Genomic DNA, 19,787 nt, shown 5'->3' with positions numbered 1-19,787 from the left:
TTTTCCCCCTACGCCGTCGTATTATCTGCTTGCGTCACAGCCAATTGCCCTAACAGATTCAAATAATGCCACGGTTTATCATAATTCGGATTGAACAGCATGTCGACATAAGCCAGCTGATCAATCGTGTTACGATTTTGGATCATCACAGAAATGAGATTAGCTGCATTTACAATATCATATTGACTATAAAACTGGGCACCCAGAATCCGGCGATCATCAGTATCATAGACGAGCACCATCGTAATTTTGACGGTGTCCGGCATGAATGGCGGTCGAAAATCATCCGTCATCGTGACACTGGCAGCCGACAGGTGATTGCGCTTGGCGTGAGCAAGCGTCAAACCCGTCACACCTAAGTTATGATCGTACAACTTCAGCGCGCTTGTGGCTTGCGTTCCCATATATTTAATCGTTGGTTTAAACAAGTTAGCGCCAGCCATCATCCCTTGGCGCACAGCATTGGTGGCCAAAGGCGCATAAGCGTCCTTACCAGTGGGATTGAAATGGACGGCGACCGCATCACCAGCTGCAAAAATATCCGGATTGCTGGTCTGCATATAATCATTCACGTGAATGGACCCATCAGGATTCATATCAACTTGGCCGATCAGCAACTCGGTCATCGGCCGGAACCCGACACAAACCACCGCTAAATCTGCCTGTATTTCGCCTTTATCTGTTTGAATAAAAACATGCTGCTCGTCACTATCAAAATGCTTGGCAACTGTGTTGGGTTTCAACTCAACCCCACGTGTTGTCAGGGCCTCACTGATTTCATGACTAAGTGGCAAGTCAACATAATGACTAAGTAAAGGCGAAACACCATTAATTAACGTTACCTGTTTATGGTTGCGGCTATACGCTTCCGCCAGTTCGACACCAATATACCCGCCACCAACAATCGCAATATGCTCAGCATCCTTAGCACTTTCTTTGATTCGCCGAGCATCATCGTAGTTTTTACACATCAGCACCCGCGGAATACTGACACCTGAAATCGGCGGAACAACAGGATAACTGCCTGTCGCCATGACTAATTTATCATATTGATAATGTTGTTGGTTGCCCGTTTTAAGATTTTCGGCCAAAATCCGATGATCAGCGGCATCAATGCTTAAAACATCATGTTTGAGATGAACGTGAACATGCGGCCCCAGCGCCTCTAAAGAAGCTGGCGTAGCATAAAACATATCTTCCAATCGGCCAACGGTACCTTCAAGGTATAACGCGATGCCGCAAGAAAGAAAGGAGATGTCTTCCCGCCGTTCAAAGACATCCACTTCTGTCTCTGGGTGCTTCATCAACAGTTCGCGCACTGCCGCAGTTCCTGCATGCGTACAGCCCACAACGACAACTTTCATCAGCATCTGCCTTCCTTTCAAGATTGTCAATAATGACATTATGACACGAAAATGGCTAAACCTAAAGCATGTCGCTAACCGCTTTCTGGCGCTTACAAGTATAATGAAATCGTTGCTTCACAAATATTCAACTCATAAAGGAGCGCTGCACATGCACATCACCCTCATCGGCGCCGGCCCTCGCGGCTTATTAATTTTAGAACGGCTACTCAGCTGGCAGCAAAATCGCTTTCCAAAACGCCAACTCACCATCGTTCTGACCGATCCTTATCCAATTGGCGGACGCGTTTGGAAAATCGATCAAGATCCGAACCTTATCATGAATACAGCAGCGTCACAGATCACCTTATTCACTGATCAAACGGTCACCAATGTTGGTCCATTCTTGACCGGACCTGATCTGAGCACATGGGCACTCACAACTGCATCTGGTTACCTTGATGCTCACCCTGAGTTCAATAACCGCGCGATCCTACTGCGGCAGGCAGCAGCACTGGGACCCAACAACTACGCTTCACGGGCACTTTATGGTGTCTACCAGCATTGGTTCTTTGACATGCTTGTAGCCCGCGCTGGTAACAATAGCATCACGTTTAAGCAGCAAACCGTTGTCAGTTTAGCTAAAAACGCCGCTAATTTCACAATTACCACCGATCAAGAAAGCTGGCACACAGACCAAGTTGTCATGGCGCTAGGCAACCTCAAGAATTCCTTGACGCGCGATCAAAAAGCATTGGACGATTACGCCCACGCTCACGATTTGTTTTATCTTGCCCCAGGTTTCCCTGAAGAAGGTGACCTTAGCACCATCGAACCGCAGGCACCTGTGATCATTCGCGGACTTGGCTTAAGCTTCTTTGATTTAATGAGCAGGTTAACTGAAGGCCGCGGCGGCCGCTTCCAGAAAACAGCAGACGGCTTGCTGGCCTATCATCCTAGTGGTCGAGAACCGCACATTTTTACTGGTTCTCGACGTGGTTTTCCTTACCGGGCAAAAGGTCGCAACCAAAAAGGACCCGGTGAAGAATGGGAGCCACAGTTTTTGACGACTGAACAGATCAATACTTGGCAAGCACATGGCGAAGTGAGCGGTCAAACCTTCTGGGAAGCATTGCAACACGAAGTTGAACTAGTTTATTATCGGCTCCTGCTAGTGCAACGCTACCCCGATCTAGACGTGACTGCCTTTGAACATGACTTCGTCGCCAATCCTGTTACGACGCTAGGCACATTGCCAATTGCCGCCAAAGATCGACTTGATTGGGATGCCTTGGCTGATCCAACCAAGTGGCATCCAAGCGGTCAGCCTTATCAGGACTTTATGCGGCATTATCTGCGTCGAGATGCACGCGAAGCCATGCGTGGCACCAAAACTGGACCATTAACTAGCGCACTAGAAGTTTTGCGTGATATGCGCGACCCGATTCGCCAGCTCGTCGAACGCGGTTTGTTGAGTCAAGATCAGTACCTCGATTTCTTCTTGCGCTGGTTCAACTCGCTGAATGACTTTCTCTCCATTGGGCCGCCTGCCTTGCGAATTGATCAATTGCAAGCTTTGCTGGGCGCTGGGATCATCACCATTTTGCCACCGGGGATGCAAATTAAAGGCATCAATGGTCAATTTTTATTGAAAACGCAAAGTGATCCCAGCTTTTCGGTTCAGGCCAAGAGCTTACTCGAAGCGCGTGTGCCGGCTGTCAATGCGCCAACTGCGCAAAACGCATTAATTCAGCAACTCTTGCATGACGGCTATGCGCACACATATGAGCTGCAGTTGAACGCTGACAAGCGATTCCAATCCGGCGCCATCGCCGTTGATCGCCAAACCCAACAACTGCTTGACGCCAACGAACACCCTCAACCTGGTCTCTTCTTCTGGGGCGTCCCTACTGAAGGCGTACATTGGCTCACCACTGCCAGCCCCCGGCCACTGGTCAATGATACTAGTTTGAAAACGGCAGAACAGATTGTGCAGACAATTTGGGAAGTGTGAAGTTGTATGTTGCATTAAAGCATCTAAGATTAATCTCTTGCCGTGCCAAACTCCGCGATCTCCGGCCAGCTGGGGCTGGCGACGCGTAGCTAGAGCGGAGACGGCGCTTCGAGCCCGCAAAGCCCGCGGTCTCGAAGTCGCCTAACAACATCAGCGCCAAGACCGGTCGCTGTGTTGTTTGCACGGCTGAGCCCCATCTGGCCTACGATTGCTCCGCCTTGGCACTACGGTCTTTAAAATCGCAATAAATAATCCATGAGCAGACAAAAGCGAACAAATTTCCTTTAAGTGGAAAATTGTTCGCTTTTATTTTGCCGACTAAGAATTATGTCCCAAACTCTTTATTTGCCGGTTGTAAATGATGTTCCACTTCTCCACTTCTATTGCGGAAAAGCTCTCTATCTTGGTAAAAACACTCACTGGACCCTCTATTTTCCCAATTCGATGAATTGCAATATCTCAGGGCTCAAACATTACCAGCAGAATCGTTACTTGATATTTTCGTTTCATTTATGAACATCTTCGCTTGATTGTTGAAAGCGACAAAAAAATTTGTCGATCCGATTTCTTTTTGAATTTCAATCATTCTTTTGACGTTATTTTCATGTTCAACTGTTGGCTCTCCGCAGTAGTCACAAAATGCGTCTGCGAGTGCAATCAGGTATCGTTCAGCCATCATACTATCTTCAACATGGCTATGTTTCATAACCCGTAAAAAAAGTCTGGCAGTTGTCAGGTCTTTTGCGGACAAATTTAAAATCACGACGTTATACAGCAAATTTATAGTCAATTGAAAGTTTTGATGTATCGCCCATGCTTCATTGATTTGAGCGGCTAGCTCCCGCGCCAATTGGTTGACAGTAACCAACGACAAAGCTGACATAGTATTTCCAAAGAGCAACAACTCAAAGTGTGTCCAGCCATCAACACTAAATAAATAGTCGGCGAGGACTTTAGTATCAGCCTTTGGAAGGGTTCCCTTTTCCATATCGCAAATCATCGCCTTGACCATGATCAACGTGAGCTGATTATACTTTCCATGGTGTTTTTTTAGATGTTGCTCCGCCCGTTCTTTCACGAGTTGCGCCTGGTCTTTGTTGTTATTGATAACTGCTTTTGTAATGTCCTCTAATATGGATTGTTCATACAGTCTTTCTTGAATTGCCAAAGCGTTCCCAAACTCAGTAAACGTCACATGGAGCCGTTCAAGTAAAGCCAGAAACTTATCAACGGAAATTTTCGTCAAATCTCGTTCAAACTTCGACAGCTGTGCTTTCGAAAGAATTCCTTCGCTGAGTTCCGCCTGACTCATACCTTTGTTTTCGCGAAAATGATTAATGAGTTCCCCAATTTTTTCCATGCTGCAGTTCCCCTTTTTCATATATGAAACAACATTTAATGGCACCATATTAGCACATATACTTGAGTCAGCAAAAACAACAAAGTCACACCCCACAAGAAAAGGAGCTGTCTCATGAAATCTACAAGTAAGTTGTTAACAAACCAAAAAACACTAACCATCCTGATGATATTCCTAACAGTTATTGAATCACTCGGCAGGGTTGCGAGTTCTTTAACACTTGCCCCGTTAACTGATCAACTCATTTCAAAAAACCTTCACGGCGTGGTTTTTTGGTTATTGTCTACCATTGGCATTTGGGGCGTCACATTGACGGTTAATTATGGTAACTCACTTTTAAAAGCCCAGATTATTCGTAAGGTAACCAATCAGTTGCGCGTTGATATTGCCAATGGTTTGAATACTGTTCCAATTTCCGAATACAAAAAAGTCAATCATAATGAATACGTTTCTTGGCTAACGAATGACGTTAACATGATTGATCAGAATGGGCTGGAGGCCTTCTTCTCACTTCTAAGCAGTGCCACTACCTTGCTATTTGCAATCACATCTCTGGCTTTCTATCATTACAGTTTAGCGCTTGCCGCTATTATATTAGGCCTCCTGACGATGACAATTCCCCAGTTTTTCTCAAAAGTCATGACGCATGAAACGAATCGCTTAGCAACTGCGAACAGCTCATTTTTAGGCAAGGCAGATGACATTATCGGTGGCTTCTCAGTTTTTTTTAGTCACAATCTTGGCAATACACTCACAAATAAGCTAGCGACTGCGTCTGATCATCAAGGAAAAGAAAAACTTCTTTACGCCAAAAATGTAGGATTGGTTAATTTGCTTATTAGCGGTGTTAATGTCGGAGCACAGATGCTAGTCATGACATTAACATGCTTATTGGTTATTGGTGGCTATTTCAGTGTAGGGGTTATCTCTGCCAGTGGTTCATTAGCAGGAACAGTGTTCAATAACCTTGCAGGCATGATTCAAAGCATCTTTCAAATGAAATCCGTTGCAGTATTGCTTGATAAAGACATACAAGCAACAAAAATTAAGACTGTTTCAGAAGACGATTCGTTTAATCATGCCTTGACAGTTGATCATCTTTCTTTTGGCTATGAAGGTAAACCCGTCATTAAGGATATCTCCTATAACTTCGAAAAGGGCGGTAAATATGCTGTCGTGGGGAAAAGCGGCGCCGGAAAATCGACATTGATCAACCTTATCAGCGGACGACTTCGTGATTATGCTGGTACTATCCAAGTTGATGGTGACGAATTAAAATCAATGCCGGCAACACTGCTTAATGCCAAAATCGAACTGGTAGATCAGAAATCATATATTTTCAATGAGAGTATTGAGGAAAATATTACGCTTGGCCATGCAAAATCACAGGCACTACTTTCTAACGTTGTAAGCTTCTTAGGGATTGATAAATTCACAAACCTAGCAACAAAGATTCACGAACACGGCAGCAATTTATCTGGTGGGCAGCGACAAAAGCTGGCTTTAGCGCGCGCACTTGCTTTTCATAAGCCCATCTTAATTGTCGATGAAGTCACTGCTGGCATTGATAGTGAAAATGCCCAAGAAATAGAGGACGCACTACTCGCTGAGAAAGATCTAACCGTCATTATGATTACCCACAATCTGACGGAAAAAACACGGGCACAACTAACAGACACCCTTGAACTAGCATAAGGAGATTTTTACGTTGAAAAACAATAAACGTTTTCTCTTTAAACCTTCGATCAGAATGATGGTTCCTTCTTTCGTGGCACCAGAATTCCTTGATTCATTGAGTGGCAAAACAGCCAATCTTTATAAGCAACAATTTTAGCCAAAGTTCCCTCATCAGAAACGTTCGGACAAAAAAAGCGACCAACTGGCGGGTCGCTTTTTCATTTCGACTAAAGAGCCTATGCGTAACGCACCATCGCACCGACTTCGACTGGCAAGTAGGCTTCTGTCAGCAGTTCAACTTGTCCGCCATGACTAAGGACGATGTCAGCTAAGTCATTTAAAAGATTAGCGTGCTGTGCATTGATCGAATCGCGTTCAATTTGGGTGCCTTCAAGACGCGCATGAATCCGTGCGCCGGATTGGACAAAAAGAATGGCGATTCGTCCGGCAACGGCTGCTTGAACGACTTCTTCCAAGTGATCCGTGTAGCTGTCATTTCCGCGAGCATTTTCGATGATCTCGCAAAGTTCTGGCGCCGGCGATCGCGCAAGGTGTCGCGTACTGGCGTCAACAAGTCGTCTAATTCAACAAAATCAAGGTTTGCTGGGCTCTTAACGACAGCCAGCTTCGGTAACAGATGATGGTTCTTGGAAATTTCGCGGAATACCGCCACGTTTTCCGCTAAGCCCATGAGTACGAGCGGCATTTTATGTGGATTGGAGTGATTGGCCAGCACATACTGATCCACCGCTTGATAAAAACGACGCTGATCGCTGGCTTTTTCCGCTGACTTCTCATTATGCCCGTGATGGGTCACACGTCCGCCACCTTGGGACACGCTGTTCGTTTCGCCACCACGAATTTCGGTGCCTAGCGTTCCCTTCAAAGTCTGCGGTGCATCGTCTGGCAACGATATCGGCCGCACCTGATGCCCGTGGTTATGATACATCTGAATGCTGTCGGCATTTAACGCTAAGATATCAAAGTCGGTTGCCGTTGCCTCATCCAGCATCAGTGGCAGAATCTGCGGCATGTCAGTAACCATTGCCACTTCATCAACCTCTTCATACATCGGCGTCACATAAGTCTGCGCGCCATTTGTCAACATGCCAAACCCATTTGTTTCGCAGGTTTGCCAGAATGTTGGGTCTTGTTCATATGGCTCAAGTTCAGCCGCGTATGCCGAAAAGTCCGTTTCAGGATAAGTCTCGGTCATGACGCTCTTGGTATGCTTCACCATGTTTTTGAACCGCAACCTCAGGGCCTCAACCGAGGTGTTCTCTGGCCAAGACATATAAAGCGAAACATACGGTCCATGTTTCGTGTCAGATAAAAAGTGCTGCAGTGTCGGTCTAGTCGTCATATCCATCATGATGTAACTCCCTTCCGGCCTTTAGCCTACCTTAAGCGTATCAATGAAAACGATGAAAGGCAAAGTAATCCGCTTTAATTATACTATTTATAATTAGGCGCTTCTGTTGATTCGAGTATCAATAGCCTTACCTCTCTACCAGCGTCAACCTAGGCGTCATTCTGTATGATGGTCGACAAGGTGGCGAATTGAATCGCCGGACGTTAAAAACTGTGCCAGTGATCGTGGCTGCAACAGCCTAGCTACCTTTTCAAACGGCAGCCACTCACCCTTCAAACCTTCCTGCCAAACCAAACCAGCCTTTTGTGCGTCAGTCAACGTCACCCGATGTACCATGATGAGTTGTTGGTAAGTTTGTTCAGGCTGTTGCCAAAACGATTCCACGATCCCCACCAGTTGCGGCACCACGTTCAGCTTTAGCTCTTCATGAATTTCCCGAGCAGCCGCTTCTGCCGCCGTTTCACCAAATTTAACCGCGCCGCCTGGCACAAGGGCGATACCGCTTGCCGAGTTAACTGTCGCTAAAAGTTGGCCTGCATGCACCAACAACACCGCCGCCCGGACATCGAATTTAGCCTGTGGATTCACTTGAAAGCGTAAATCATTCGGTTCTTGCACCAACACCATCAACCTCTTTTCAGTTAAACACAGCTCACATAACATGCTCTTGCCTTATTTTCTCGATGATTCAAATGGCACGATCTGAACCAGATTCTGCGAGTTTAGTGCTTGTGGCAAGGTCGTGATCACAACCCGATTGTCGGTCGCCCGACTATAGTACGCATCCATCATTGTGATCACTTTCTGATCTTGACTCAAGTCGGCTTGTGGTTCGTTTGGTACTTCCCGCCCCTCCCGCTGTTGGGCCAGTTGAAATTTCATATGTTTCATGTTCTGTTTAGTGATCGATTGTCTAAAATGAAGCCGGACACGCCACTGACCGTGTACGATAGTTGCTTCCACTTTTTCAAGTGAAACCGTCCTTCGATGTAACACAACTTTTGCAGGCAGACTTAGGCTACGCGTCTTCACTGCAGGGTGGGCCAATGGCGCGTTAAGTGTTTGATAACGCCAACTAAACAATGCTACGAAAATCATCATCATTGCCAAAAGCCCAACAGCCAAGAGACGTCGATGCAACTTTTTCATAGTGGTTGCCCAGCTTCCAGCTGATTAAGTTGGCCGCCTGTCAATTCAAAAATCTGATCGGCTAAAAACTGCAGCCACATGAAATCGTGGCTAGCTACCACGACCAATTTGCCTTGATCACGAAGCTCTCTTAATAAATCGGTCAAAAAAGCCACCCCTTCACGATCCAACGCATTAGTCGGTTCATCAAGCAAGATTAATTGCTGATCTTCCATGATGGCTTGAGCAATGCCAAGTCGCTGAATCATGCCAAGTGAATAATCGGCAACGGCTTTCCTATCATCGCTTAAGCCGACCTTTTCCATAATCGCCCGTATATCGGCGTCACTAAGTTGACTGCGAATGTTGCCTAATGCCATTAAATTGTCGTGCCCGTTCAGATCACCAATAAATCCTGGATGCTCAATAATCGCACCAACGCTGACTGGTAGATCATGACGCGGGTCAACCCGTACGCCATTCATCTTGACACTACCAGCAGATGGCCGAATAAATCCCAACAATGTTTTTAACAAAACCGATTTACCCGTTCCATTTGGGCCGACAATGCCGTAAATGTTTGGTGACACCAGTGAAAGTGACAGATGATCGAGAATCTTTTTTCGTTTAATTGTGACAGACAACTGCTCAACTTCTAAATGAACTGCTGGCTCATGTATGATTTGCGGCATAACGCCCCCACCTTCCCGGCATATAAAAAATCTGAATAAGGACTAATCCAATGATCAAACCCAACTGGTACCCGATGGCGCCTAATAGCTGCTGATCGTTCGCAAAGGTACTGCCAATCGCAAAGCGCAACGGCATCAATGGCACTTGAGGAAAACTCAGGAAAATCATGACCAAGGGGACGACGACACCGATGACGATGCCAAAATAACCTTCAAGAACCGTTTCCATGACCAGTAATAGCAGTTGACTCATCACAATCAAGCTGGTAAACAAGCCGGCTGTAAAAAGCTGTTGCTCTCGCCAGAATAAAAAAGTGGTTAGCCCAAACCCGGCACCCATGAACAGCAAAAGCCCAGTCTCAATCATCAAGGTTTGCTTCAAAGGCCACAGATAAGTTAAGACGCGCGGGCGAAATCGTAAATTCAGATAAGGATATAGTCCCTGCTGATAAGTATGCGTGAGACCAGCACTAGCAAAAATCGGTAACAACATGTAGCCAAACCAAAGGAGCAGCCACAGTAATTGACTACTGGCAAAACGTTTGGGGGACGCACCGATAAAGATCATCATGACTGGGTCGTGAACCTGGCGAAGTAACCCATTTGTGCGATCTTCAAAATACAACGCCACTGACCCCATGAGAAGTCCGACAAATAGCAGTATCACAATGATGACTCTTTGTCTTAGCAGTCGTACTTGCCATCGTTTTTGCATGCCACTCACACCTCTACCGGTACACGAATACGCCTCAAAGTTAACACCATCAAGCCCGTCACAAAAATCATCATCAAAAACTGTTTAACAACACTGATTGGCCACATAGCGTTTACGGCTAATTTTGGTGTGATCAGAGTCGCTATTTCACTCAGATTGAAAACAGGGGCCACATGAAAAACAATCACCAAACTCAATCCACAGAAAATGCCAATTGCTCGCGACCTAAATAAAAGACATCCTATCAGTGTCAGCGTCGTATAAGTAAAGAGTGCTGTTGCAACATTCATGACCAAATTGACATTAGCCACGACGGCGGTGCCACTTTGTCCACCCCTTGACCGTAACAGGACGGCAGTGAACCAAATCCCCCAGACTGAAAAAGTGACGACAGCGGTCAAAAAAATCAATTCCCTCAAAATACGCCGAGCGATCATGACCCGAGCGTCAATTCTTATTAGAACACTGGTGTTTTGTAACAGTCGTAAGAGCACAGCCGTCATCATGCCCGTCATAGGTAGAAAAAGAACCAATTGACCAAAAACGCGCTGCACCGATCGATTCGCATCAAAGAAACCCAACTGGAATCGCCCGGTCGTCAGCCCTATAGAGGTAAAACAAAGTGACACCAGCAATGTCACCAAAAGAAAGGTCACTCGCTGCCACCGAGGGGCAAATTGAGCTGTTAGAAAGCAATTTCTTCTTGGCATTGTTCACGCCTCTATCACGGGTATGCGAAGTGCTAATAGACTAATACTAATTAAAGCCACTGGCCACAAAATGACATACGCGATTGATGGTTGGCCAATCGTGGGGACAACTTGCAGATAAGCAATCGGCGCCAAGCTCACTTGCGACATTAGACTCACGCTCAAAAGTAACGGTTGCAGTCCCATCAATCCCAGCAAGGCCACAACCATTTTCCTCGTGACGAAATAGAGAAAGTTAGAGAAAATGGCATAACTTGCACCGTAAAGAGCCACCAATAAAACCCAACCGAGCATGTATAGCCAAATATGCGTATAGAAAAGATTGCCGCCGAAGCCTAAATAACTTATTGCCACATTGTTGTTAAGCCACTGACTCGGTAATACATTCGGGTGAATGACAAGCAGACCAAGAAAGTCCAACCCCAAAACAACAATCGGCAACATGGCACCCCAAAATCCAGCCGCAAGAAACGTTCGTCGCCGGTAAGTTAAAAAACTTTGGCGAGTTCGGAGCAGCCTTGCATACCCATTCCGACCTTGGTTAGCGGCAAACATACCACCAGCAAGTACTGACAACAACGGTGCTGCCATGTTCCAAGCAATCGGTAAATTTGAGGAAATATCGACTGGTAGCCAGTTCATATATGGTGAGAAAAAGAAGTATCCCGCCACTTGCTTACCACCATTAACTTCATAACCAAGATTGCCCAAGAGATGCCCTAAGAGAAACAGCAACGCCAATAAGAAGGCAGCAATCGTAGATCTAGTCTTCCAATACTGCTTACTGAACACCAATGTTAGCCTCCTTACAAGCCTACACTTTTTCCATGTTTCTAATCGGCAGCGATAAAGCCCTTGATGTAACGCCATTGCATTGGATATGGTTAAAAGTACATTTCATTCACTAAAACGTCAATCATTTATCGTTTTTTATTTTTAGAGATTCTTCACAACCTTCGATTATTATTTCCTTTTCATCATTGGATTTATAAACGGATCTCACTATCATTGTCAATGATGCATAAATATGATTTTGTTATTTTAAAGTGACTGGCGATACCTACCCACCTCGGTACCAACCCAAGACATGTTTTGTCTTTCTGCACAGCATTATTCAGAACAAAAAAAACATCCCCATCGCCAGTCAACTTACCTTGAACTGAACAAAATGGAGATGTTTTTTGATTTTGATAATATTACTTAGCCATATAAGCCCCAACAAAGTTATACATGTTGGCTGGGCTGAAAGTAGCACCTTTCAGCTTAGGATTGCGCAAATGGCCTTGAACAGTTTGATAAAGCGTTGCAACAGGTGATTCCTTAGAAAGCAGTTCCTGTGCCTTCAGAAGATCATCATATCGCTTGGTTTCGCTGTTAGCGTCCGTTCCCTTAGAAGCCTTAATCAGATCATCATATTGTTTATTGGACCAGTGACTAAAGTTGTAAGTGTTGCCAGTCGTGTAAAGGTCCAAGAAGGAAATTGGATCTGGGAAGTCACCTTGCCAGCCGGAGAGAATGAACTGAGCACTGCCATCTAATGACCGTTGGATCCGGGTCTTGAATGGAACAGAAGAGATGGAAACCTTCATGCCTGGCAATTGTTCCAAAGCAGATTGCAGATATTCAGCAGACTTCTTAGCAACGTCTGTGTCATCGGTCGTCAGGGTCACATCTTCACCAGATTTACCGACTTCCTTCAGGCCTTCAGCCCAAAGTTGCTTAGCTTTCTTAAGATCGTATGTCTGAACGGTCTTAGATTCCTTAGCAGCTTCCTTGGAGAAGTCTTCGCCGGTCTTTGGATTACTGCCAGAGTTTTCTGGTGTAATCGTTGAGATTCCGAAAGAACCATCGCCAATAACCTTATTCGCAAACTCATCACGATTAATAGCCATCGCAACAGCTTGACGCAACTTCAGATTCTTGAAGTCAGGTACCTTTTCTTCGTTCATATCCAAGTAAGTGGTCCGACCTTGCTTATCGCCAACGTAATCCTTGTCCTTGGCATGCTGCTTAGCAATTTCACCGGTCAGAACCGCATCGTCAAGTTTCTTCGTAGCGAATAAATTAGCGGCAGTGTTGGAATCCTTAACCACTTGAACGTGAATCTTATCGAGCTTAACTTGCTTGGCGTTCCAGTAAGAAGTGTTCTTCACTTCATCCCATGAATTACCAGTACCGTTCCAGTTAGTCAACTTGAACGGGCCATTGAAGACCAAGTACTTGCTTTGCGTACCGAACTTCTTGCCATACTTATCAACCGTCTTCTGGTTCAATGGGAAGAAGACCGGATTGACCATCATCGTGCTAAAGTACGGTACTGGCCGATCCATCGTCACAACCAGCTTATAATCGCCTTCTGCTTTAACACCAAGGGTTGAAGCAGCCTTCTTACCAGCAGTGATGTCATCCGCGTTCTTAATGCCAGAGAAAAGATAAGCATATTCTGACTTAGTTTTCGGATCTGCTGCTCGCTTCCACGCGAAGACGAAATCTTTGGCAGTAACAGGATCGCCGTTACTCCACTTCGTCTTCCGCAAGTTGAATGTATAAGTAAGGCCGTTATTCGTTGGCTTAACGACTTTAGTGGCAACAGCAGGTTCCAATTTCTTGCCTTTATACCGATACAACCCATCACCAGTATCAACGGCGGCTTGCCCACTAATAACATCCGTAATGTGGGCATTATCCATTGTGGAAATAACATCTTTTTCCATTCGATTAAAAGTTTCTGAGCTACTGCTGCTACTCTTGCTGCCACATGCGGCCAAGAGTGCAGCTGAGGCAAATACCATTGCCCCTGCTACCAATCGTTTAACTTTCATTTACTCACCCTCAAAATGATATTACGTTGAGAATACATTAGAGTATGAAGAAAGTAAAGAGAAAATTTGCAGATATTACTTGTTTTCGTGGCCTTTTTAGCAGCAGAAGTTACTCATCAAAGTCTCACGTCCCACTTTTTAAATATGTGAATTTCGTGAATCGCCGCGCCATCGCCAACTTGCTAGTCCGGCACAAAAAAAACACCCCTGCGCAAGCAGAAGTGTTTGAAAGACAACTGAAGTTACTTAATTGGTTTCCAGGTCCATTCCTGAACTTCTGGAATATCATCGCCGTTTGCGCGGATGAAGTCATGATGATATTGCAAGGTATCATCCATCTTCTGAACAAACGCGGCAGCCTTTTCAGCGTAAGCTGGCACATGCTGAATAACATCCTTGGCCAAGTGGTAACGGTCAAGTTCGTTGAGTACCCGCATGTCAAATGGTGTGGTAATGTCACCTTCTTCACGATAGCCGTGAATCAGCACATTGCGATTCGGGCGAGTGAAGAAGATGTCGCGAATCAACCCTTCAAAGCCATGATAAGCGAAGAGGATCGGTTTGTCGGTGGTGAAGTAGCTGTTGAATTCAGCATCACTCAAACCGCGCGGATCGATTTCCGGACTGCGCAGCTTCAGCAGGTCAACCACGTTAATGAAGCGAATCTTCAAATCTGGAAAGGCGTCGTGCAGCAAGTTAATGGCAGCAAGACTTTCCATGTTTGGTTCGGTTCCGGCAGCGGCAATGACAACATCTGGTTCGACGCCATCATCATTGGAAGCCCAATCAATCCGCTTCAAGCCGGAATTAGCCAAAACAGTGGCTTCATCAATGCTATAGAACTGTGGCCGCGGCTGCTTGGATGTGATGAGCACGTTCACGGTATTTTGTGAGCTGAACAACTTCGGAGAAATGGCCAGCAAGCTGTTGGCATCAGCTGGTAGATACTCGCGAATGTATTCAGCCTTCTTTTCAGCCATGTGTGTCAAAATACCTGGGTCCTGATGGGTGTAACCATTGTGATCCTGCTGGAAGGAAGTCGATGTTGAGACCACGTTCAGACTTGGATAAGCCTTATGCCATGGTTCTTCATGTGCCTTCCGAATCCACTTGAAGTGCTGAGTGAGCATGGAATCGACGACCCGGAGGAAAGCTTCGTAACTGGTGAATAAGCCATGACGGCCGGTCAACGTGTAGCCTTCGTTAAAGCCTTCCGCCTGATGTTCGGACAACTGCGAGTCAATAATCCGGCCAGCCGGTGCCAAATATTGGTCAGCCGGTTCCTTGATTGGTTCCAGCCATTGACGGTTGGTCACTTCAAACAAGCTATACAACCGGTTACTCATGGTTTCGTCAGGGCCAAAGATCCGGAAATTATGCGGATTCAGCTTGATCAAATCACGCAGATAATCAGACCACACGATCATGTCTTGCTTAATCTGCTTGCCGTGTTCCTTATTGTCCAGCGCATACTTGCGATAATCTGGCAATACCAACGGCTTCGGATCAATCCCACCGTTCGTAATTGGGTTAGCAGCCATCCGCTGCTCACCCTTTGGCGGCAATGCAGCCAATTCAGGGATCAACTTGCCGTTTTCATCGAACAGTTCCTCTGGATGGTAGGACTTCAGCCAGCCTGCCAAGGAATCAGCGTGTTCCATATCTTCAGCGTCGACAGGAATTGGAATCTGGTGCGCACGGAAGGAACCTTCGATTGGTTCGCCATTCCAACTCTTCGGGCCTGTCCAGCCCTTTGGTGACCGGAAAATAATCACTGGCCAGTGTGGCATCGTGGTGTCGCCGGTCTCACGTGCATGTTTCTGAATGGCCTTAATGTCTTCAATTGCTTCATCCAAAACTTTAGCCATTTCCGGATTCAGCTTCTCTGGATCATCGCCCTCAACGAAGAATGGCTTCCAACCCATACCACTGAAGTATTTGTCTAGATCTTCATCTGACTTACGTGACAAGATAGTTGGGTTGGAAATCTTAAACCCGTTCATATGCACAATCGGTAAAATCGCGCCATCCGTGATTGGGTTAATGAACGTATTGCTGAACCATGATGCAGCCAATGGGCCGGTTTCAGTTTCACCATCACCCGTGACAACCGCCGCGATGACCTCAGGATTATCAAGAATCGCGCCGGTTGCGTGACTCAAAGCATAACCTAATTCGCCACCTTCATGGATGGAACCTGGCGTTTGTGCACTCGCATGTGAAGCAACGCCACCTGGCCATGAGAACTGCGTAAATAGGTTCTTCATGCCTTCTTTATCCTGCGACACACGCGGATAAATCTCCGAATACGAACCGTCTAGATAGGAATTGGAAACCATCACTTGGCCGCCATGACCCGGGCCTTCAATATAAAACATGTTCAAGTCATACTTATTGATCACCCGGTTCAAGTGGGTATAAATGAAGTTCTGCCCAGCAATCGTGCCCCAATGGCCGATCGGATGCGGCTTGACGTCTTCGCTCTTCAGCGGCCGTTCCAGCAGCGGGTTGTCCTTCAAATAAAGTTGACCAACTGAAATATAGTTGGCTGCCCGCCAATAAGCGGTCATCTTGTCAAAGTATTCCTTGGATGAGTAATCAACAGTCTTTACTTTTGTATCCATGCTCATACCTACTTTCGATTTTAATGACCTCAGTATAACACAGATTTCGAAAAAAGCACTTACTTTGACTTAAATTCACTTAAAATGCCTTAAATATTTTGAAAAATCGGTTTGTACCAGATTTTAGCGTGCACAACACCTACTAAGAAACTATTCTGAAAACGCTCGTTGCTAAACTGGATTCATCCTGAACATTACCGTGCTAGAATGAAGGTAATGATGAATGGTTCCTAATCAAGGCAAACTAAGGAGGTCACTTATGGGCAAACATCTTTTAAAAACGGTCATGGCCGTGACGCTGATTGGCGCCGCCGCTTACTGTCTCAAACGATTTAGTGATGAACTCGTCGTGTATGTTTCACCTGATGATGCACCGGCCAACAAAGATTCTTGGACTGACTTTTAGTTTGAACATTCGGAAATGACATAGTTTGGCATTGTCACAATTTGATTGGTTCTGAACCGTCTTTGTCTTGCTTTGCACCTTTAGCTTGATCACCTCGGTAAACCATCATGATGATTATATAGAAGGTTAAGGTCGTCGAGATGATCTTGGTCTTCTGCAAACATGCAGCATGGTAAGCTTACGTGAACGTCTGACACTTTCTGTCAGGCGTTTTTTGTAACGTCAATTCATGGAACAATTTAAGAATTCACGCATCACAGTGTCCACGGTGCCAAGATTAGTAGCAGTCAGCATAATAAAAACGGTTCCAATTTATTTATTGCTATTAACTTATGACCTCCATTAGTTTATTATAAAGTTGTGCAAAATGTTTTTAAATTCTATGAGGAGGAGAAGCGTTTAAAAGCCCCTGATTATTTGAACTAATACGATATTAATGGTGTGTGCACCCGAATCCTTTTTCTTTTGGGAGTTCTTGCCGGTTGTGCTTCAAAGATATCAGGAGACGGAAATCGGGTGTTTTTTGATACCCAAAAATCTGAAGATAGCTGCACAAAGTGTTTACTTGACAGTCCCATAATAATTAAGGAGATATAGTCATGAAAAAAATTAGTAGTTTTTTTGCAGTTGGTGTATTGGCCGTTACATTAGGAATGTTTAGCTTTGGTCTGAACACACAAACTGTACAAGCAAAAACTTTGCCATACAAAACTTGGTATCACCAGAACATTTTTACTGGGGCAAAAAGTAACTTCCAGTATCAGTCTATCAATGTCGCTTCTAACAAATACGTTAGATACTCAACTAACACAATTGTGGGCCCGAACGGATGGAATTATAATCGATGGCTCACCTTCTTTGTTATTTACTAATTTCTTAATCAAACAGATTGCGCCCACTTAAGATTTCTAGCATCACGTTGATTGAGTATCCATCAATGGCTTTATCTTTATTTGATGGATTACTATACCGTCTGTTTGTTAGAGATCTTTCGCTTGAATATTCCTTTTCATGACAGGTCGCAAGGAATCTTGCATGACGGCAGTACGCAAACTAGAACGTTTGACGAAAGAATTCAATCGTGTCAATCTCTTTAGGTGATTTGGTGTAAGACAATTCTAGTATTCACGTTTAGGGCAAACGTTCGCATTTCAAGATGTGTACGTTTGCCCTAATCCTGTCGATAGAGAGCGGTTTATGTTACGGGGAAAGCTTTAATTCCGCAAAAAAAACATCAATTTTTTAGTCCCGACCTGCTATAAAAGTCAGAGACAAATAAGCGTTTAAAAAAGCACTTTGTGATGATCCAATTTTGTAGTTTTTAGTTATTCTCAAACGAGGGTTGTCCCTCGTCATTTAAATGACGATATTACCACTAGAGGATGAAGTAGAACTCAAAACTTGATTATCAGAATGTGTCGGGTATGCCTTTATCCATAATAAGCTCACGCAAAGACTCACAAGGGGGCAATATGATTATTGCAAAACATATTCAGTTAGTCGCAGAACACATACTTATCAGCGATGCTTCATTTACACTGAGCACTGGGAAAATCTATGGACTTTCCGCGCCAAATGGCAGTGGCAAATCGACTCTTTTACGTTCTTTAGCTGGTTTACGAAAAAGTGACGGTGGAACCATCAGCTTTAGCGATCTTCCATCTCAAACTTCCATCAAAGAACAATGTTTCTACTTTGAGAACTCTTCGTGGCTAGATTCAAATTTAACTGGGTATGATTATCTAAATTTGATCAATCATCTTTGGAAGGCTGATCCTAAACATATCGAAGAAGCAATAACTACTTGGCAGATGCAAGACTTTATTAACCGCCCTATTAAGAAGTACTCTCTTGGCATGAAACAAAAGGTCGTATTGGGCATGTATCAAGCCACAAACGCTCGTTATTGGCTGTTTGATGAACCTACGCTGGCGCTTGATAAACAATCGGTGGCTACTTTTCTAAATTACTTGAGCACTGCTCGAGCGAAAAATAAAATGGTCATTTTTTCATCACATGCAGGAGATGAAGTCTTTCATATATGTGATCACATCTTATCAATCACGAATCCAAGCCTTTTTCTTGATGGAGTAAAAACTAATGGGTAGTTATTCAAAGTTCATTATCAAAACCACATGCCGCAACAAGTTTAATCTTATTCCGGTAGTCCTCCTCATTGGCGTCACACTTTTTTTGCTCATCATGAATACTTCAACCATCAAAACGCAAGGATACAAAGCAAGTATTCAACAGAATATTAAAGAAACAAATTCACTCATTGATGTATATACAAAAAACATCAATGAGGCTAAAACAAGTAAGGATCGTGAAATTCCATACAGAGCCCGAGAGCAAGCTAAGCAAGTTAGATCCGATAATAAGCTTTCACTCGAATTAGCTACGCAGCAAAAATGGCAATCCTCACTTAAAGTTCAACTTCATATTATTAATAGTAATGATATGCAAACCATTAAGCATCATCCCTCATCGGTTTCTCCTGACTATATATCCTCAGTGTATGCTACCAGAACTTTATACAAACACTTGATTAAGCTAAATTTACGGCCGATGTTGTTGGAATGGAGACACAAGGCTTTCCATTCACCTTACGCATGGTGGATGTTCTCTTTCCTGTTGCTGTTGTTTTAGTCATGGTCACCTTGCTCACATCAGTCTTCACACAAACCTTTATTGACCATATTGATCTAGATGATATGTGGCCGTTATCCAGAAGTAAGCTGATCTTCACCAAAATCGGATTTTCAGTTGTTTTTGCATTTGCCATTTATCTGGTCTGTCTTGTACTTGGTTTCGTTGGCGCTAGTATGATTAACGGCTCAAGTAGTTTAGACTATCCTATTGTAATGGTTTCCAGTTCGTCAACAAATATCATCTCAGTTCGAACGCTCTTGTTACAATCACTA

At 44.6% G+C, this 19,787-nt stretch carries 16 protein-coding genes and 1 pseudogene; 6 read left to right on the top strand and 11 right to left on the bottom strand.

Annotated elements, in window-relative coordinates; translation table 11 throughout:
• Window positions 1–8 precede the first annotated feature (8 nt).
• Window positions 9–1,370, bottom strand: a complete 1,362-nt coding sequence (locus LBPC_RS00975; RefSeq protein ID WP_003584805.1) for an FAD-dependent oxidoreductase — start codon at window positions 1,368–1,370, stop codon at window positions 9–11.
• A gap of 145 nt (window positions 1,371–1,515) precedes the next feature.
• Here LBPC_RS00975 and LBPC_RS00970 point away from each other — a divergent pair, with 145 nt between their 5' ends.
• Entirely contained in the window at window positions 1,516–3,357 is a 1,842-nt protein-coding gene (locus LBPC_RS00970; protein ID WP_032781271.1) for an FAD/NAD(P)-binding protein, read from the top strand.
• A 466-nt stretch (window positions 3,358–3,823) separates the two neighbouring features.
• Here LBPC_RS00970 and LBPC_RS00965 read toward each other — a convergent pair whose 3' ends face one another.
• Window positions 3,824–4,717: a helix-turn-helix domain-containing protein gene (locus LBPC_RS00965; protein WP_016365276.1), complete on the bottom strand. Its 894-nt coding sequence runs from the start codon at window positions 4,715–4,717 to the stop codon at window positions 3,824–3,826.
• 114 nt (window positions 4,718–4,831) lie between these two features.
• Between LBPC_RS00965 and LBPC_RS00960 the strand changes: the two genes are divergently transcribed.
• Window positions 4,832–6,412 (top strand): ABC transporter ATP-binding protein, encoded by a 1,581-nt coding sequence (locus tag LBPC_RS00960; RefSeq protein ID WP_004562129.1) that lies wholly within the window; start codon window positions 4,832–4,834, stop codon window positions 6,410–6,412.
• Window positions 6,413–6,630: 218 nt separating this feature from the next.
• Here the strand turns inward: LBPC_RS00960 and LBPC_RS00955 are convergent.
• The 9 genes and pseudogenes from LBPC_RS00955 to LBPC_RS00915 all read right to left on the bottom strand — a co-directional run bounded on the left by LBPC_RS00955 (window position 6,631) and on the right by LBPC_RS00915 (window position 16,457).
• Window positions 6,631–7,763, bottom strand: a pseudogene (locus tag LBPC_RS00955) (baeRF6 domain-containing protein).
• 159 nt (window positions 7,764–7,922) lie between these two features.
• On the bottom strand, window positions 7,923–8,393 hold the full coding sequence (locus tag LBPC_RS00950) for an NUDIX domain-containing protein (protein ID WP_016365274.1): 471 nt from the start codon (window positions 8,391–8,393) through the stop codon (window positions 7,923–7,925).
• Window positions 8,394–8,438: 45 nt separating this feature from the next.
• Window positions 8,439–8,915 carry a hypothetical protein gene (locus LBPC_RS00945; RefSeq protein WP_004562126.1) on the bottom strand — a complete coding sequence of 159 codons (477 nt, stop codon included), beginning with the start codon at window positions 8,913–8,915 and terminating at the stop codon, window positions 8,439–8,441.
• On the bottom strand, window positions 8,912–9,586 hold the full coding sequence (locus LBPC_RS00940; protein ID WP_004562125.1) for an ABC transporter ATP-binding protein: 675 nt from the start codon (window positions 9,584–9,586) through the stop codon (window positions 8,912–8,914). The genes LBPC_RS00945 and LBPC_RS00940 overlap by 4 nt, the downstream gene beginning before the upstream one ends.
• Window positions 9,567–10,301, bottom strand: a complete 735-nt coding sequence (locus LBPC_RS00935) for a hypothetical protein (protein ID WP_004562124.1) — start codon at window positions 10,299–10,301, stop codon at window positions 9,567–9,569. Before LBPC_RS00935 ends, LBPC_RS00940 begins: the two co-directional genes overlap by 20 nt.
• Window positions 10,302–10,306: 5 nt before the next feature.
• Window positions 10,307–11,011: a hypothetical protein gene (locus LBPC_RS00930; RefSeq protein WP_004562123.1), complete on the bottom strand. Its 705-nt coding sequence runs from the start codon at window positions 11,009–11,011 to the stop codon at window positions 10,307–10,309.
• Between the two features lie 3 nt (window positions 11,012–11,014).
• Window positions 11,015–11,803 carry a hypothetical protein gene (locus LBPC_RS00925; RefSeq protein WP_016365892.1) on the bottom strand — a complete coding sequence of 263 codons (789 nt, stop codon included), beginning with the start codon at window positions 11,801–11,803 and terminating at the stop codon, window positions 11,015–11,017.
• Between the two features lie 404 nt (window positions 11,804–12,207).
• Window positions 12,208–13,833 carry a peptide ABC transporter substrate-binding protein gene (locus LBPC_RS00920; protein WP_003562852.1) on the bottom strand — a complete coding sequence of 542 codons (1,626 nt, stop codon included), beginning with the start codon at window positions 13,831–13,833 and terminating at the stop codon, window positions 12,208–12,210.
• A 242-nt stretch (window positions 13,834–14,075) separates the two neighbouring features.
• Window positions 14,076–16,457, bottom strand: a complete 2,382-nt coding sequence (locus LBPC_RS00915) for a phosphoketolase family protein (RefSeq protein WP_003562849.1) — start codon at window positions 16,455–16,457, stop codon at window positions 14,076–14,078.
• A 259-nt stretch (window positions 16,458–16,716) separates the two neighbouring features.
• On the opposite strand from LBPC_RS00915, the gene LBPC_RS16870 reads away from it, so the two are divergent.
• From LBPC_RS16870 to LBPC_RS17200, 4 genes are all read left to right on the top strand, one after another.
• A complete protein-coding gene (locus LBPC_RS16870) occupies window positions 16,717–16,863 on the top strand; it encodes a hypothetical protein (RefSeq protein WP_003562847.1) in 147 nt (48 codons plus the stop codon).
• A 599-nt stretch (window positions 16,864–17,462) separates the two neighbouring features.
• Window positions 17,463–17,735 (top strand): hypothetical protein, encoded by a 273-nt coding sequence (locus LBPC_RS00905; protein ID WP_003663123.1) that lies wholly within the window; start codon window positions 17,463–17,465, stop codon window positions 17,733–17,735.
• A 600-nt stretch (window positions 17,736–18,335) separates the two neighbouring features.
• The gene (locus LBPC_RS00900) at window positions 18,336–18,971 is read left to right on the top strand and encodes an ABC transporter ATP-binding protein (protein WP_025375935.1); all 636 of its coding nucleotides are present in this window, start codon (window positions 18,336–18,338) and stop codon (window positions 18,969–18,971) included.
• Complete coding sequence (locus tag LBPC_RS17200; RefSeq protein ID WP_003663119.1) at window positions 18,964–19,512, top strand: hypothetical protein; 549 nt, start codon at window positions 18,964–18,966, stop codon at window positions 19,510–19,512. Before LBPC_RS00900 ends, LBPC_RS17200 begins: the two co-directional genes overlap by 8 nt.
• Window positions 19,513–19,787 lie beyond the last annotated feature (275 nt).

Source organism: Lacticaseibacillus paracasei subsp. paracasei (genome assembly GCF_000829035.1).
GTDB lineage: Bacteria > Bacillota > Bacilli > Lactobacillales > Lactobacillaceae > Lacticaseibacillus > Lacticaseibacillus paracasei.
The sequence above is the reverse complement of the archived record's forward strand: the minus strand, read 5'-3'. Positions and strand labels throughout refer to the sequence as shown.

What these genes read in the sequence shown, in the direction of transcription:
- LBPC_RS00975 (WP_003584805.1), bottom strand. Translation starts at nt 1,370, where the DNA reads ATGCTGATGAAAGTTGTCGTTGTGGGCTGTACGCATGCAGGAACTGCG.
- LBPC_RS00970 (WP_032781271.1), top strand. Translation starts at nt 1,516, where the DNA reads ATGCACATCACCCTCATCGGCGCCGGCCCTCGCGGCTTATTAATTTTA.
- LBPC_RS00965 (WP_016365276.1), bottom strand. Translation starts at nt 4,717, where the DNA reads ATGGAAAAAATTGGGGAACTCATTAATCATTTTCGCGAAAACAAAGGT.
- LBPC_RS00960 (WP_004562129.1), top strand. Translation starts at nt 4,832, where the DNA reads ATGAAATCTACAAGTAAGTTGTTAACAAACCAAAAAACACTAACCATC.
- LBPC_RS00950 (WP_016365274.1), bottom strand. Translation starts at nt 8,393, where the DNA reads ATGGTGTTGGTGCAAGAACCGAATGATTTACGCTTTCAAGTGAATCCA.
- LBPC_RS00945 (WP_004562126.1), bottom strand. Translation starts at nt 8,915, where the DNA reads ATGAAAAAGTTGCATCGACGTCTCTTGGCTGTTGGGCTTTTGGCAATG.
- LBPC_RS00940 (WP_004562125.1), bottom strand. Translation starts at nt 9,586, where the DNA reads ATGCCGCAAATCATACATGAGCCAGCAGTTCATTTAGAAGTTGAGCAG.
- LBPC_RS00935 (WP_004562124.1), bottom strand. Translation starts at nt 10,301, where the DNA reads ATGCAAAAACGATGGCAAGTACGACTGCTAAGACAAAGAGTCATCATT.
- LBPC_RS00930 (WP_004562123.1), bottom strand. Translation starts at nt 11,011, where the DNA reads ATGCCAAGAAGAAATTGCTTTCTAACAGCTCAATTTGCCCCTCGGTGG.
- LBPC_RS00920 (WP_003562852.1), bottom strand. Translation starts at nt 13,833, where the DNA reads ATGAAAGTTAAACGATTGGTAGCAGGGGCAATGGTATTTGCCTCAGCT.
- LBPC_RS00915 (WP_003562849.1), bottom strand. Translation starts at nt 16,457, where the DNA reads ATGGATACAAAAGTAAAGACTGTTGATTACTCATCCAAGGAATACTTT.
- LBPC_RS16870 (WP_003562847.1), top strand. Translation starts at nt 16,717, where the DNA reads ATGGGCAAACATCTTTTAAAAACGGTCATGGCCGTGACGCTGATTGGC.
- LBPC_RS00905 (WP_003663123.1), top strand. Translation starts at nt 17,463, where the DNA reads ATGAAAAAAATTAGTAGTTTTTTTGCAGTTGGTGTATTGGCCGTTACA.
- LBPC_RS00900 (WP_025375935.1), top strand. Translation starts at nt 18,336, where the DNA reads ATGATTATTGCAAAACATATTCAGTTAGTCGCAGAACACATACTTATC.
- LBPC_RS17200 (WP_003663119.1), top strand. Translation starts at nt 18,964, where the DNA reads ATGGGTAGTTATTCAAAGTTCATTATCAAAACCACATGCCGCAACAAG.